The 15,096-nt window shown below is 63.4% G+C and carries 11 protein-coding genes; 3 read left to right on the forward strand and 8 right to left on the reverse strand.

Annotated elements, in window-relative coordinates:
• Positions 1–444 precede the first annotated feature (444 nt).
• Positions 445–1,539, reverse strand: coding sequence for a recombinase RecA (gene recA, locus DC522_RS14565; RefSeq protein WP_047191951.1), 1,095 nt, complete (start codon positions 1,537–1,539; stop codon positions 445–447).
• A gap of 171 nt (positions 1,540–1,710) precedes the next feature.
• Positions 1,711–4,242, reverse strand: coding sequence for a cell cycle histidine kinase CckA (gene cckA / locus DC522_RS14570; protein WP_116529409.1), 2,532 nt, complete (start codon positions 4,240–4,242; stop codon positions 1,711–1,713).
• A gap of 386 nt (positions 4,243–4,628) precedes the next feature.
• Between cckA and DC522_RS14575 the strand changes: the two genes are divergently transcribed.
• Complete coding sequence (locus DC522_RS14575) at positions 4,629–5,849, forward strand: flagellar biosynthetic protein FliO (protein ID WP_245444162.1); 1,221 nt, start codon at positions 4,629–4,631, stop codon at positions 5,847–5,849.
• A 187-nt stretch (positions 5,850–6,036) separates the two neighbouring features.
• Here DC522_RS14575 and dksA read toward each other — a convergent pair whose 3' ends face one another.
• From dksA to DC522_RS14605, 6 genes are all read right to left on the reverse strand, one after another.
• The gene (gene dksA, locus DC522_RS14580; RefSeq protein WP_116529411.1) at positions 6,037–6,456 is read right to left on the reverse strand and encodes an RNA polymerase-binding protein DksA; all 420 of its coding nucleotides are present in this window, start codon (positions 6,454–6,456) and stop codon (positions 6,037–6,039) included.
• Between the two features lie 164 nt (positions 6,457–6,620).
• The gene (locus DC522_RS14585; protein WP_116529412.1) at positions 6,621–7,607 is read right to left on the reverse strand and encodes a YcjF family protein; all 987 of its coding nucleotides are present in this window, start codon (positions 7,605–7,607) and stop codon (positions 6,621–6,623) included.
• A complete protein-coding gene (locus DC522_RS14590) occupies positions 7,604–9,052 on the reverse strand; it encodes a YcjX family protein (RefSeq protein WP_116529413.1) in 1,449 nt (482 codons plus the stop codon). Before DC522_RS14590 ends, DC522_RS14585 begins: the two co-directional genes overlap by 4 nt.
• Positions 9,053–9,121: 69 nt before the next feature.
• Positions 9,122–10,129, reverse strand: a complete 1,008-nt coding sequence (locus DC522_RS14595; RefSeq protein WP_116529414.1) for a hypothetical protein — start codon at positions 10,127–10,129, stop codon at positions 9,122–9,124.
• 77 nt (positions 10,130–10,206) lie between these two features.
• Positions 10,207–10,731, reverse strand: a complete 525-nt coding sequence (locus DC522_RS14600; protein WP_116529415.1) for a histidine phosphatase family protein — start codon at positions 10,729–10,731, stop codon at positions 10,207–10,209.
• Positions 10,731–11,579 (reverse strand): MoxR family ATPase, encoded by an 849-nt coding sequence (locus tag DC522_RS14605; protein ID WP_116529447.1) that lies wholly within the window; start codon positions 11,577–11,579, stop codon positions 10,731–10,733. The genes DC522_RS14600 and DC522_RS14605 overlap by 1 nt, the downstream gene beginning before the upstream one ends.
• A gap of 214 nt (positions 11,580–11,793) precedes the next feature.
• Between DC522_RS14605 and DC522_RS14610 the strand changes: the two genes are divergently transcribed.
• A complete protein-coding gene (locus DC522_RS14610; protein ID WP_116529416.1) occupies positions 11,794–13,080 on the forward strand; it encodes a cystathionine gamma-synthase family protein in 1,287 nt (428 codons plus the stop codon).
• Positions 13,081–13,303: 223 nt separating this feature from the next.
• Positions 13,304–15,094 carry a cation:proton antiporter gene (locus tag DC522_RS14615; protein WP_116529417.1) on the forward strand — a complete coding sequence of 597 codons (1,791 nt, stop codon included), beginning with the start codon at positions 13,304–13,306 and terminating at the stop codon, positions 15,092–15,094.
• Positions 15,095–15,096: the final 2 nt, after the last annotated feature.

Genomic DNA, 15,096 nt, shown 5'->3' on the forward strand with positions numbered 1-15,096 from the left:
TGTCATTCCGGCGAAGGCCGGGATCCATAACCAGGCCCCTGCTCCAGCCTGCACCCGCGGTGTTCATGACTTCCCGCCTACGCGGGAATGACAGTGGAGGTTCAAGCGCCTTGCCCTGATGACGATCCCGGATCGGCTCACGCCGTCCGGGATGACGTTAATCATCGGGAAGAAACGAAAAAGACCGCCGCGATCTCTCGCGACGGCCCTTCCTTTGCCCTTGAAGGAGAGCAAAACCTTTATGGAGCTCAGTCTCAGCCGGACAGCCGGCTGATGCTTTCAGCCTTAGAGCCTCGGACGTGAAAAGTGGACTTGCACTTTTGGGATTGATCCTATGCTCCCTCTCTCGAGCAGCGCATCGTTGAAAGCGGAACCGGAGGTCCGCGTCAGCGACCCGAAGGGCCACGTCAGTGAAAACCGGGGCCACTTTTTAAGCACGAGGCGCTAGTCGGCGGAACCCTCATCCAGATCGTCGGCGGTCGGGGTCGCCTGCTCCAGGATGCGATCAGCCAAGAGGCCGGCATTCTGGCGGATGAGCGCCTCGATCTTGCCGGCAACCTCAGGGTTGTCGCGCAGGAACTGTTTGGCGTTCTCACGGCCCTGGCCGAGGCGCTGGCTGTCATAGGAGAACCAGGCGCCGGACTTCTCGACGATGCCGGCCTTGACGCCGAGATCGATGAGTTCGCCCACCTTCGAGACGCCCTCGCCGAACATGATGTCGAACTCGACCTGCTTGAAGGGCGGAGCGACCTTGTTCTTGACGACCTTGACGCGCACCGAGTTGCCGATCGGATCGTCGCGATCCTTCAGGGTCGAGACGCGGCGGATATCGAGTCGGACCGAAGCGTAGAACTTCAGCGCGTTGCCGCCCGTTGTCGTCTCCGGCGAGCCGTACATGACGCCGATCTTCATGCGGATCTGGTTAATGAAGATCACCATCGTGTTCGAGCGGGAGATCGAACCGGTGAGCTTGCGCAGGGCCTGGCTCATGAGACGGGCCTGGAGGCCTGGCTGGACCTCGCCCATCTCGCCGTCGAGTTCGGCCTTCGGCGTCAGAGCCGCCACCGAGTCGATGACGAGCACATCCACCGCGCCGGAGCGGACCAGCGTGTCGGCGATTTCGAGGGCCTGCTCGCCGGTGTCGGGCTGGGAGATCAGGAGATCGTCCAGGTTGACGCCGAGCTTGCGGGCATAAACGGGATCGAGCGCGTGTTCCGCGTCTACGAAGGCGCAGACGCCGCCCTTCTTCTGGGCTTCGGCGATGGTGTGCAGCGCGAGCGTGGTCTTACCGGACGATTCCGGCCCGTAGATCTCGATGATGCGGCCGCGGGGCAGACCACCCACGCCGAGCGCGATATCGAGGCCGAGCGAACCCGTCGAAACGGTTTCGATTTCCACCGGCTGCTGGCCCTTGCCGAGCCGCATGATCGAGCCCTTACCGAAGGCGCGCTCGATCTGAGAGAGCGCCGCGTCGAGAGCTTTCGATTTGTCTTTATCCATTGATGAACTTTCCACCAGTCTCAGAGAAGACTGCGACATGACCAGACATCCTTATGGCAGGAGGAGGAGTGAATCTCAACGCGGTGTTGAGGGAATATATGTACTCACTTTGTTCCTGCTTACAAGTTCTTTTTTTGTTCTCATTGGATTATTCACAGTCTCGTCGGGAGCCAAGTTGACGCAGGCAAAAACAACTGTTTTTACAGCTACTTAGCGCCCCATGACTTGCTTCACCGTCTCCACCAGCTGGCGCAGGCTGAAAGGCTTGGGCAAGAAGTTGAAGTCCTCGCCTTCGGGCAGGTTCTTGCGGAAGGCTTCCTCCGCATAGCCGGAGACGAAGATCACCTTGAGGTCGGGATAGAGCTTGCGCAGTTCGCCCAGCAGTGTAGGCCCGTCCATCTCCGGCATCACCACGTCCGAGACCACGAGGTCGACCGGCGCGCCCCGCTCCTGGATGATCTCCAAGGCCTCGACGCCGGAGGCAGCTTCCAACACCGTGTAGCCGCGCGCAGACAGCGCCCTGGCGTTCACGGCGCGGACAGGGTCCTCGTCCTCCACGAGGAGGATGGTTCCCTGCCCCGTCATGTCGGCGGCGGGCTTCTTGGGCGCATCGACCTTGGTTTCCTCGGGCGCTTCCTGAACGTCGGGGATGTGCCGCGGCAGGTAGATGCTGAAGGTCGTGCCCTGTCCGGGCTTCGAATCCACGTCGATATAGCCGCCGGACTGCTTCACGATGCCGAACACGGTGGAAAGGCCGAGGCCTGTGCCCTTGCCCACTTCCTTGGTGGTGAAGAAGGGCTCGAAGATCTTGTCGAGCACCTCCGGTGTCATGCCGGCGCCGGTATCGGAGACCTCCACCAGCACGTAATCGGCGGGCGGCATGGCGCTCACGCTGCGGCGCGCGGCCTCCTGGGCCGGGACATTGGCCGTGCGGATCGCGAGCTTGCCGCCGTTGGGCATGGCATCGCGCGCGTTCACGGCGAGGTTCACCACCACCTGCTCGAACTGGTTCACATCCGCCTTCACGAACCACAGGTCGCGGCCATGGCTGAGATCCAGTTCCACCCGCTCGCCGAGGAGGCGCTTGAGGAGCATGGAGAGATCGTAGAGCCGGTCGTTGAGGTTGAGCACCTCAGGCCGCAGGGTCTGGCGGCGGGAGAAAGCGAGCAGCTGACGCACCAGACTCGCGGCCCGGTTCGCGTTCTGCTTGATCTGCATGATGTCCTGGAAGGACGGATCGGTGGGCCGGTGGTTGGCGAGGAGCAGATCGCTATAGCCGATGATGGCCTGGAGCACGTTGTTGAAGTCGTGCGCCACGCCGCCGGCGAGCTGGCCGACCGCATTCATCTTCTGGGACTGGGCGAGCTGCTCCTCGACCTTGCGGAAATCCGTGGTGTCGAGGGCATAGATGATCGCCATCTCGCCATCGGCACCCGTATCGCCTGCAGGTGTGACCCAGACACGGACGGAGCTGCCGTTCTCGCCGGCCGTCTGCAGTTCGAGCGGCGCGATATCGCCCCGGTTCTCGACCACGACCTTGAGGGCGGCCTCCAGAGGACCGCTTTCGCGGAAGCTCTCGAAGATCGAAGGGCCTTCTCCCAGACCTTCGCCCGTGCGCGGGAGGGTTCCGAAAAGCTTGGAGAACGGCGCGTTCGCATGGACGATCCGGCCCGCCCGGTTCACGGTCGCGATGGCGATCGGCGTGTTGTTGAAGAAGCGGACGAAGCGCACCTCGGCGGCCCGCTGCCCCTCATCCACTTCGACCCCCGGCGAGCGATTGATGACAAGGGTACGGGAGGCCCCCATCCGGCCGTCCTGACCGAAGGCGATGCGGTGGTAGAGGCGCACCGGCAGAAATTGACCGTTGCGGCGGCGAAGATCGAGATCGAAGGTTTCCGTACGAACGGTCCCCGGATCGCCGGTAAACGAGGTCATCATTGCCACCACGTTGCGCGGCACGATATCGGCCAGGCTCAGACCGCCCGAGCCGACCTGGGCGAGATCGTAGTCGAGCCAAGTCGCCAGCGTGGCGTTGAGATAGATGATGGAGCCGTTAGGATCGATGGAGAGGAAACCCGCCGGCGCATGATCGAGGTAGTCGATGGCGTGCTGGAGCTCCTGGAAGACGTTTTCCTGGCGCTCCCGCTCATGAGTGATATCGGCGATGCTCCACAGTGCCGCCTTCCGGCTGCCGGAACGCGGCAAGGGCCAGACGCGGACCCGATACCAGCCAAATTCCTGGGCCCCGTCGAGCGACGGCGAGAGGCGGATCTCCTCGGTGCCGGTGCGGTGCTCGCGGGCAGCCTGGGCCAGGCGGTAGATTGCCTCGGAGACTTCCGGAGCGCCCATGAACAGACGCTCGACAGGGCGGACCTCGTTCCCGTCCGAGCGGGCAAAAGAGAGATAGGCCTCGTTGGCATAGATGATGCGGCCATCGTCATCGATCACAGCCAGCCCCTCGCCCGCCGTGTCGGCCATGAGCTTGGTGATGTCGTTGCGAACGGTCTGGCCGGCGAACTGGATGACACCGATGGCCCAAGCGAAGAGGAAGAACACGCCCGCCATGGCGAAGAAGGCGAGCAGCCCCAGGATCAGAGGCTGCGCCTGCTCGCTGCCGAGGTAGCGAAGGCTCAATACCGCGCCGGCCAGAACGGCAGCCAGCAGCAGGACCCATCCGAAATGGCCGGGACGGTCGGAGCGGTCGATGGTCGAGCCCTTTGGCATGTCGCCTTGGTGAGCCATGAACTTCACTATCCTTCAGGGAGGCGGATGTGCCGTGGCACCGGATGCGGAACCCTGCATCCAACCGCTTGAACTTCGGATCGTCCTACACGGAATTTATTGATTGACCTCTAAGGCTGCATCAAGAGACTGCACAAGAGGCCTGAAGCCAAACGTTTTTCAGGAAGAATTCTCGGCCTGCCCCGTGCTGGCCACATTTTGCGTGCTTGAGGGCTCCTTACCCTGCCCTACGGATTGCAGGGATTCCCGTGAACCCCATATGCCGCAAGGCATAAATTGCGCCGTTAACCATCTGTTAACCTTGCGGCTGGCTTTGACGGTCAATGTGGTACAACCAACACAGAACTGGCCTGTCAAAGGCCCCCCACAAGGCTTGAGAGTTCATCGTGTCATCTCTTTTTGGTATCGAAGCGTCGCGAGCAGTCCTCTTCGTGATCGCCTTCGCGATCATCTTGGCTCTGGTCGCCCTGTTCGGTCTGGTCCTGCGCAAGTTGACGGGCGCCCGTCTCATGATGCCGGGCAGCGACCGGTCCCGCAGCCGCCAGCCGCGGCTTGGCATCGTCGACGTTTACGACCTCGACCGGCAGCGGCAGCTCCTTCTGCTGCGCCGCGACAATGTCGAGCATCTCCTCCTCATCGGTGGTCCCAACGATGTGGTCATCGAGACCAACATCGTGCGCGTGGCTGGCGCCCGCCTTCCGGCTGCGGCCAATGAGGCGGGCCCCGAACGTTTCGAGCCCTCCCTGGATCAGGCTCAGCGCCCGGTACCGGTCGAGGCCAACGGACGTCCTTCCATCGAGGCTCAGCTCGCCGCTCAGCTCGGCGCTTTTGTGCGGCGTCCGTCCGAGGAATCCGACGTCGACCAGGAGCTTTCGGCGGTTGCCTCCGTCAGCGCCCCCGTTCCGGCGCATACCGAGCCCGTGCTGAAGCCCGACCTCGTGTCGGCTACGGCAGCCCCGGCTGTGCAGGGCCTGCGCGCTGAGGCCCGGACGGCGCCCTTCCCGAGCGCTCCGGTTGCTCCTGCGGCTCCCCCGCCGGCGGAGCGTCCTGAGCCGCGTCCGACCGTCACCCCGCCACCGTTCCAGTCGCGTCCGACACCGATGGCTCCGACGCCACCCGCACCTCCCCCGCAGGCAGAGCCCGTCCGCCCCTTCCAGGCCGCACCGGCCGAGAAGCCTGTGGCTCCCGCCGTCAAGGCTGTACCCGATGCTGCGGTTCTCTCCAATATGGCCAAGCAGCTTGAGGAGGCCCTGAAGCGTCCCGCCGCATCGGTGACTCCTGCTCCGGCCCCGGCTCATGAGCCGCTTGAAGAGGATGTGGCTGACGCGGACGACCTGCTTGAAACCGGGTACACCGAGGAAGCGCCCGTGGCCGACCGCGACGAGGACGACAAGGATCTCGTCGAGGAGCCAGCTCCCGCTCCGCAGCCCGAGCCGCTGCGTCCGACGGCCGAGCCGCCGCGCCCCGCTCCGTCGCCGCTGCCTCCGCAGCAGCCCGAATCCGCTCCGGCTCCGCAGAAGGCGTCCGATCCCTTCTCCGTAGAGGACATCGAGGCTGAATTCGCCCGCCTGCTCGGACGTCCCCTGGATACCGGCAAGAAGGGCTAGCGCATCGTGCGAAAAAGTGGATCCGGTTTTTCGCTCTAGACGATGCGCTCCTCTAGAAAGGAAGCATCGGATCGAACCCCAAAAGTGGACTCCACTTTTGGGTCCGATGCTTTAAGCACCTAAAACCCAACGAAAAAGGGCTCCGATACTGGAGCCCTTTTTGTTTGTGCAGCAATGAAGGAAAGGATCAGTCGTCCCGGTAGACCCGCTCGTTGCGCTCATGACGCTCCTGGGCCTCCAGCGAGAGGGTCGCGATGGGGCGAGCCTCGAGGCGCTTGAGAGAAATCGGATCGCCGGTTTCCTCGCAGTAACCATAGGAGCCGTCATCGATCCGGGCGAGAGCTGCATCGATCTTGGCGATCAGCTTGCGCTGCCGGTCGCGAGCACGAAGCTCGATAGCACGGTCCGTTTCAGAAGAGGCGCGGTCCGCCAGGTCAGGATGGTTCTCGTTCTCGCTCTGCAAGGTGGCGAGAGTTTCCTGAGCCTCTTTGAGGATATCGTTCTTCCAGCGGATCAGCTTGCGCCGGAAATACTCCCTCTGCCGTTCATTCATGAAGGGCTCGTCTTCTGTCGGTCGATAACCCTCATCAATAACGATGTCTGTCATGTTCGGCCATTGTTCCCCAATGAACTGTGGGGCCCCTATATAGGGAAGCAGGTTCCGCGACAACGCTCTTCAGCGTCATCGATTTGTCTAAATATTTCCATTGCACCCCTTGAAACGCCGAGAATACGGGCAAAGGCCTGAAACTGAACGATTTGCCGCACCATTTAAGAGGCAGCGGCCTCAGCGCGGCTGATCAGCTCTCCGGCCACGTCCCCGATCTTGGGGGGCTCCTCGCGGATGAAGGGCAACGGGCGGCAGACGGAGAGCGCGGCAAGCCCGAATCGAGCCGTCATGAGTCCGTTCAGAACGCCCTCCCCCAGCTTCGCCGAGATCCGAGCCGCCAAACCCAGCCCCAAGACCTGCTGCATGAGGCTATCGCCCACGGCCACGCCACCGGTGACGGCCAAGTGATTAAGGGCCGCCTTGGCGAGCCTCAGGAACCCGAACAGGCCCGGCCTGCCGCCGTAAATACGCGCCAGGGTCCGCAGCAGGCGCATCGCAGTGAAGATCACGAAAGCAACGTCCACGATGGCGCGCGGGCTCACAGCCGTCACCAGAGAGACCTGCTTGGCCGCGGCGGCAATCGCGCGCTTGGCCTGGATATCGAGCGGGGCCAGCAGCTCACGTTCGGCGATGGCGAGCCGGTCATCGGCGTCGATGATTTCATCTGTGAGGGCCTTGAGCCTGGCACTTCCCTGGGCAGCGCTGCTTCTGCCGCCGTAGAGGCTCAGGAGATCGGCCACGATGCCTTTGGCAGCCTTATGGTCCTTCACCGCCAAAGCATCGACAGCGGATTCACGGAGCTTCTCGATCTTCTGCTCCCGCCAGATCCCTAAAGCCTCCCGCCCGATGATGGCGAAAAAGGCCAAGGTCGCGATCACGGCGAGCGCCAGCGCCACCCAGCCGAGCCAGGGGGTAATGGCGTAAAGATCGACAATCAGATTTTCGAGGGCGAGGCCCAGCCCCAGCAGCAGGAGGCCCGAGAGCGCCGAGACCAGAATACTCACCCAAGGCGCCCGCCGCCGCTCGCCCATGGGCACAACAATGCCGTCCGCCGCTTCGATGGCATCGAAGGGCTCCTCCGTTACCTGGATCGAACCGCCGGTCACGTTGGGATCATTGAGGCGGAAAGCGCGAGGTTGGCGGCTCATGCGAAACGGTCCCCCAGCAGGAATTCAAGGGCGCGGTCGAGACGGATGTGAGGCATCTTGGCCATGCGGCCCGCCGCATCGATCGGCAGCTTGGGCGGCCTGAAGCGCGGGAAGCGGAAGGAACCGGGCTCGATGGCGCCGTGGAAGATGGCCTCTGCCGATTCCGGCAGCTCACCCGGAAAGATCGCAGCTTCCGTCTCGCCATCGAAAATCTCATTCCCCACCCGCTCGCCGACCTCGGGAATGCCGGCGACGGCGCGCAGAGTCTCGCGGCCCTCGCGGATCGTGGTCTCCCGCGTGGCGCGCATGGAAGCCAGCGCCACGGTGCCGACCCGCGCACCCGCGGCTTCCGTGCGGCGCGAGGCGCGGTTCACGAGATGGCGCAGAACCGCATCGAGACGGTCGTGATCCGTGTGGTGGATATGGTCGGCTTTCGTGGCAGCAAACAGCACCCGGTCGGCCCGGGGAGAGAACAGGCGGGAGAGGAGCGTGTTGCGCCCGGTCCGGAACGCCATGAGCACCTGATCGAGCGCCTCCTCCAGCTCGGCCAGAGCCGCAGGGCCCGCATCGATGGCGGCGAGCACATCCACCAGTACGATCTGCCTGTCGATGCGCTGGAAATGGTCGCGAAAGAAAGGCCGGACCACATGGGTCTTATAGGCCTCGAAGCGGCGCTCCATGAGAGCGGCGAAGCTGCCAGGGGCAATAGCCTGGCCGGGCGCCAGATCGAGCGGCGCGAAGGTGAGCGCCGGCGAGCCTGCGAGATCGCCGGGCATGAGGAAGCGCCCCGGCGGCGTCGTCGCCACGGCTTCGGCACCCGCCCGAAGCGCCATGAGGTAATCCTTGAAGACCTCGCTCGCCTTGGAGGCCAGCACCTCGTCGCCGGGGCCGGCCGGGTCGAGGGTCTTCAGGATCTCGTGCCAGCGGCCTGCGACCGCTGCCCGGTCGCGACGGCGGCTGGCTTCGATCGTCTGGCGGGACCATTCGGCATAGTCCGCATCGAGCAATGCCAGATCGAGCAGCCATTCGCCGGGATAATCAACGATGTCGAGGGCAAGCGACGCTGGTCCCGGGCGCCATCCGGCTTTACGTTCATATTCAATATCCACCCGCAACTCACTGATCCGACTCGTGGATTGCGGCCAGCGGCGATCCTGCGTGAGGGCCGCCATATGCTCCTCGAACGGGAAGCGCGGCACCGCATCGTCGGGCTGAGGGCTAAGGTGTGCGCGGCGAATACGTCCCTCGGCGGAGGCCCGGAAGGCGGGCAGGTTCGTGCCGCGCGTCAGATGATGGACCAGTGCGGTGGTGAACACGGTCTTGCCGGAGCGGGCGAGACCCGTAACGCCGAGACGGAGAGTGGGCTGGATCAGTTGGCCGGAGGCCTCCCAGAGCGATTGCGCAGCAGACCCGGCGCGGGAGGCAAGATCGGTAATGACGGACACGCAGATGAACCTAATTCTCTCAAGCCAAGCTGAAAGGTGGGGCCTGAAGTCCTATCGCGCAAGGCGGCTTCACTGTTCCCGAGGCCGGTCCGTCTTGATGCTGGCCTCGATCTTGGCGCTGGCCCGCTCGATGGCGGCCTCTACCAGATCGGGGCTCGCCCGCAGCGCTCCCAATTCGAAGGACGACATCGCCAGCATCACACGGGCGAGGTTCGGCAGGGGCCTGCCGTCAGATTCAAACAGCTTGAGGTCATCGTTGGGCCCAAGGCCCAGCCCCTCGACCATGCGGCTGGCATAGTTGCGCAGGCGCTGTTCGTCGGGAGCGCAAGCGCTAGCTACCCGCGTCTTGGGGGCCGTCGAGGCCGTGGCCACCGGCTCTCCTTTGGGCTTGGCCCGTTGGACAACGAGAGGTCGTGGATCAGGAGCCTTGGGCCTCTCGCCCATCCCCACTGCGATGCTGGGGACCCGGTATTGAGGTGTTTTCGGTGCCATCGGAATGACCATGGACACCCGGCCCGGCTTGCCGCCGGAACCGCCTTTCGCGGTATAGCGCACCACACGCCCCTTGCGACGGGAGGCGAGATATTGAGCGCGCACCGTGCCGCCGATTCCCCTGACCGCCAGCACCGCCATGCCACCGATGCCGGTGGCGATCCCGCATTCGGCAGGAGCCCAGCGCCGCACGATGTCGAGGGCGGATTTGCGTTTGAGATCGAGGTAATAGCGCTTGAGCAGCAGGGCCGCGGCATCAGCCCCGTGATCCGCGGAGGCAAAACCCACATGGCCTTCGTTGTCGGTGGCGAGTTCCCCGTTCCAGCGGGCGCTCTTGATGCACCAATAGTTATTGAGCTTCACGCAGCGGGTGACAAAGGGGCGCTCGGCCTTGAAGAGAGCAGCCAATGTGACAACCGTCTTCGGCTCGAGTGCATCCATGGCTTCCGAGCGCCAGTTCGTGACCTCCCGACTCTGAGGCTCATAGCGCGCCTGCAGCGCCTGCTCCCTCACGGGGAGATCGGACAGGTCGGGAAGCAAAGCGCGCCCAGCCAGACCAAGTGCAAGAAGCGTCTGAAGCAGCATGTGAAGATGGTCCCCGCGACCGCCTGAAGCTTTGAAGATCTTTCAGGAGAAACGATGGCGGGAGCGATAGGTTCACCTCAATCGTCTTCGTCGGCTCCGATGGATTTCGGCGTCACGAAGCGTTCCAGCCGACCGGACTTGCGCTTCACTTCCACCCAGCTCTCAACCGGGAAGTCGATGACGGCGAGGCCAGCTGTCGGGTATTTGCGCCCGAGGCGCAGGATGCCGTCCATGTCGCCCTCGCCGATCAGGAGACTCGCAAGATCCTCGAAGCCGGGATTGTGGCCGATCATCAGAACCGTGCGGGCCTCAGGTTCCACCCCGTGCAGGACAGTCAGAAGCCGTGAGACGGGAGCCTCGTAGATGCGTCCGTCGCTTCGGCTCTCCACATCGCCGATGATCGGGTGAATGAGCTCCCAGGTCTCCTGCGTGCGGCGCGCGGAGGAGACGAGCGCGAGATCCGGCGCCAGGCACTCGCTCCTGATGTAATTGCCCATCAGCACCGAAGCCTCCCGCCCGCGCTTGGCGAGAGGACGGTCGACATCGAGAACACCGGCGGGCCAGGCGGCCTTGGCGTGACGGAGAAGAAGCAGGCGGAGCATCAACGCCCTTCCCTCCTGGCGATGAAGGCCAGCTTCTCGAAGAGGCTCACATCCTGCTCGTTCTTGAGGAGCGCACCGTGCAACGGCGGGATGAGCTTGCGCGTATCGCGCTCGCGAAGTTGCTCGGGTCCGATATCCTCGGAAAGCAGGAGTTTAAGCCAGTCGAGCAGTTCCGATGTCGAAGGCTTCTTGCGCAGTCCCGGCACCTCGCGCACGTCGAAGAAGATCTTCAACGCTTCTTCCACGAGCCGGTGCTTGATGCCGGGGTAATGCACCCCGACAATGCGGGCCATGGTCTCGGCATCCGGGAACCTGATGTAGTGGAAGAAGCAGCGGCGCAGGAAGGCATCCGGCAGCTCCTTCTCATTATTTGACGTGATGATGACGATGGGGCGTTGCCTGGCCTTGATCGTCTCGCCCGTCTCGTAGACGAAGAACTCCATGCGATCGAGTTCGAGCAGGAGGTCGTTCGGGAACTCGATATCCGCCTTGTCGATCTCATCGATCAGCAGAACGGGACGGGTCTCGGAGCCAAAAGCCTCCCACAGCTTGCCGCGCTTGATGTAGTTGCGGATGTCCGACACCCGGCTCTCGCCGAGCTGGCTGTCGCGCAGGCGCGAAACCGCATCGTATTCATAGAGCCCCTGCTGGGCCTTGGTGGTGGACTTGATGTGCCAGGTCAGCAGCGGCGCGTTCAAGGAACGGGCAATCTCCTCTGCCAGAACCGACTTGCCGGTGCCGGGCTCTCCCTTCACGAGCAGTGGACGCTCCAGGGTGATCGCCGCATTGACGGCGACCGTCAGATCTTCGGTCGCCACATAGGTTTCGGTCCCGGTAAAACGCGCCATCCCCACCATTCCTTTTCACGATCAGACCCTAGAGCATCGGCCCCAAAAGTGGAAACCACTTTTGGAACAAGCCGATGCTCCCTTTTTAACGGCGCATCGCCGGGGGCGGAAAACCGGATCCACTTTTCCGCACGATGCGCTAAGTCGTGTCATCGGCTTTCGGCAACCGCTCTCATCATGTAAGCCCATAACAAACCAGGGAGGACAAGAGCCAATGGCTTATAACCGTTATCACAAGGACCGCATCGGCAATCACAAGCTCAAGCCCGAAACCCTCATGCTGGGCTACGGCTACGACCCGACACTGTCGGAAGGCGCCGTGAAGCCGCCGGTCTTCCTGACCTCGACCTTCGTGTTCACCAGCGCCGAGCACGGCAAGGAATTCTTCGATTACGTGGCCGGTCGCAAGGAGCCGCCGCAGGGCGAAGCCGCAGGCCTCGTTTATTCCCGCTTCAACCATCCGAATGCAGAGATCGTGGAAGACCGCCTTGCCATCTTCGAGGAGGCGGAATCAGGCCTTCTCTTCTCCTCCGGCATGTCGGCGATTGCCACCACGATCCTGGCCTTCGCTCGCCCCGGCGAGGTGATTCTCCACTCCCAGCCGCTCTATGGCGGTACGGAGACCCTGATCGCAAAGACCCTCGCGAATTTCGGCATCCAGGCCGTGGGCTTCGGCGACGGCGTCGATGAGGCCGGCATCCGCGCGGCGGCCAAGGAAGCGCAAGCCAAAGGCCGTGTGGCGATCATCATGATCGAGACACCCTCGAACCCGCTCAACACCCTGGTGGACGTGGCCCTTATCCGCACCATCGCGGACGAGATCGGCGGGGCTCAGGGCCAGCGCCCGATCATCGTGTGCGACAACACCCTGCTCGGCCCCCTCTTCCAGAAGCCGCTGAAGCACGGAGCCGACATCTCGGTCTATTCATTGACGAAATATGTGGGCGGACACTCGGACCTGATCGCCGGCGCGGCGCTGGGCTCCAAGGAGCACATGAAGAATGTGCGCCTGCTGCGCTCGGCTATCGGCACGCAGCTCGATCCGCATTCCTGCTGGATGATCGGCCGCTCGCTGGAAACCCTGGCGCTTCGCATGTCGGCGGCGAACCGCAATGCCGAGATCGTGGCCAAGTTCCTGCACGAGCATCCGGGCATCGTGAAAGTTCACCACCTCGCCTATCTGCCGGAAGGCTCGCGGGCCAAACAGGTTTATCAAGCGCAGAGCGACGCCCCCGGCTCCACCTTCTCCTTTGATGTGAAGGGCGGCGAGGCCGAGGCCTTCAAGGTGCTCAACGCCCTTCAGGTGTTCAAGCTCGCGGTCAGCCTGGGCGGCACGGAGTCGCTCATCTCGCACCCGGCCTCCACCACCCATTCCGGCGTGCCGAAGGAAACCCGCGATCGTCTCGGCGTCACCGACGCCACGATCCGCGTCTCCATCGGCATCGAGCATCCAGACGATCTGGTTGCCGACCTCGGGCAGGCCTTGGCCACGCTGGGGTAAGTGAGGGTGTCATCCCAGGATTGCGCCAGCGGACCCTGGGATCATGTGAGGAACAAGGCGCCATAGTCTGATAACGATCCCGGATCGGCTTACGCCGTCCGGGATGACGGACCGGTGCAGGGGTCTGCATCGCAAGTCATGTTTCGGCCCCACAGCTTGAGCGGAATTTGCCCTTGCGCTCCCGTTCCCCGTAGAACCACAATGCACGGAACGGAAGGAACAGATGACCGCCTCGATTGACCTGCACGCTTATCAGGAACCGATTCTCTTTCTGGCAACGGCAGGCGTCGTCGTCCCTCTCTTTCACCGACTGAAGGTCAGCCCGGTTCTGGGCTTCCTCGCTGTCGGCGCATTGTTGGGTCCTTACGGCCTTGGGCGTCTCATCCCTGAATATCCCTGGATCGACTGGCTCACCTTCACGGATCCCGAAGGAACGTCGCGGCTTGCCGAATTCGGCGTCGTGTTCCTGCTCTTCACCATCGGTATCGAACTGTCCTGGCAACGATTGCGCACCTTGCGCCGTCAGGTGTTCGGCTTCGGCACGCTCCAGGTTCTGCTCTGCGCCCTCGCTTTGGGACTCTTTGCCTTCAAGGCCGTGAACTCGATTACTGCTGCGGCGATCATCGGCATTGCACTGGCGCTCTCCTCAACCGCTATCGTGATTCCCGTGCTGGCCGAGCAGAAGCGCCTCAGCTCCGCAGCGGGGCGCGCGAGCTTTTCCGCCCTGCTCTTCCAGGATCTTGCGGTAGCCCCGATCCTGTTCACCATCGCAGCCCTCGATACGCGCCAGCCCGAAGTGACCCTGCTGTCCTTCTTGACCGCGCTCTTCCAGGCAGCGCTGGCACTCGCGATTATCGTAGGCGTCGGCCGCGTGGTGCTGAGGCCCTTCTTTCAGATGGTCTCCGCCACAAAAAGTCCTGAGATCTTCATGGCGGCCTGCCTGCTCGTGGTCATGGTAACGAGCCTGATCGCCGCCGTCAGCGGACTCTCGATGGCGCTCGGTGCCTTCATCGCAGGCATTCTCCTGTCCGAGACGGAATATCGCCGCGCCGTCGACACCACGATCCAGCCCTTCAAGGGCCTCTTGCTCGGCGTGTTCTTCGTGTCTGTCGGCATGAGCCTCGACATCTTCCGTTTCCTCGAAGCACCGGTGACGATCCTGGCCGTGGCGACCTTCCTCATCGCCATCAAGAGTGTGATCATCTTCTGGCTGAGCCGTCCCTTCGGCCTCACCGCCTCGGAAGCCGCTGATACCGCATTCCTGCTGGGTCCTGGCGGCGAGTTCGCACTGGTCATCCTCGGCGGAGCCTTGGCGGCAGGGCTCGTGCCGACGGAGGTCGGCCAGAACCTCCTGCTCGTGACCACGCTCACCATGGTGGCGATCCCCTTCCTCGCGCGTCTCGGGCGACGGTTGAGCCGTCAGCTTGAAAAAGCGCGCGCCATCGATCCGGAAGCTGCCGTCCCGCCTCCACCCGAGGAGCCGGGACGTGTCATCGTTGCCGGATATGGCCGCGTCGGCCAGCTCGTTGGGGACATGCTCCAACGCCACAAGGTGCCGTATCTCGCCATCGATGTTGATCCGGGTCTCGTGGCCGGCGAGCGCAAAGCCGGAAAGCCCGTCTTCTTCGGTGACGGCTCCTACCCTGCCTTCCTTCGCGCCTGCGGCATCGAGCAGGCACGCGCCCTCGTCATCACCCTCGATACGCCAAGTGCCATCGAGGCGGTGGTGGCGGCGGCCCGTCAGGAGCGGCCCGACATCACGATCGTGTCCCGCGCCCGCGACGCCAAACATGCGACGCAGCTCTATGATCTCGGCGTCGATGATGCGGTGCCGGAAACCATCGAAGCCTCGCTGCAACTGAGCGAGGCGGTGCTGTCCGATATCGGCGTGCCCATGGGCCTCGTGATCGCCTCGATCCACGAGCGGCGCGACGAGTTCCGTGCGGTCCTGAGGCAGAACAACAGGGGGCCGGATCGAACCGAGTTTCGGGCACGGCGCACTGTAGGCAAGTGAGG

This window comes from Microvirga sp. KLBC 81, from assembly GCF_003075415.1.
GTDB lineage: Bacteria > Pseudomonadota > Alphaproteobacteria > Rhizobiales > Beijerinckiaceae > Microvirga.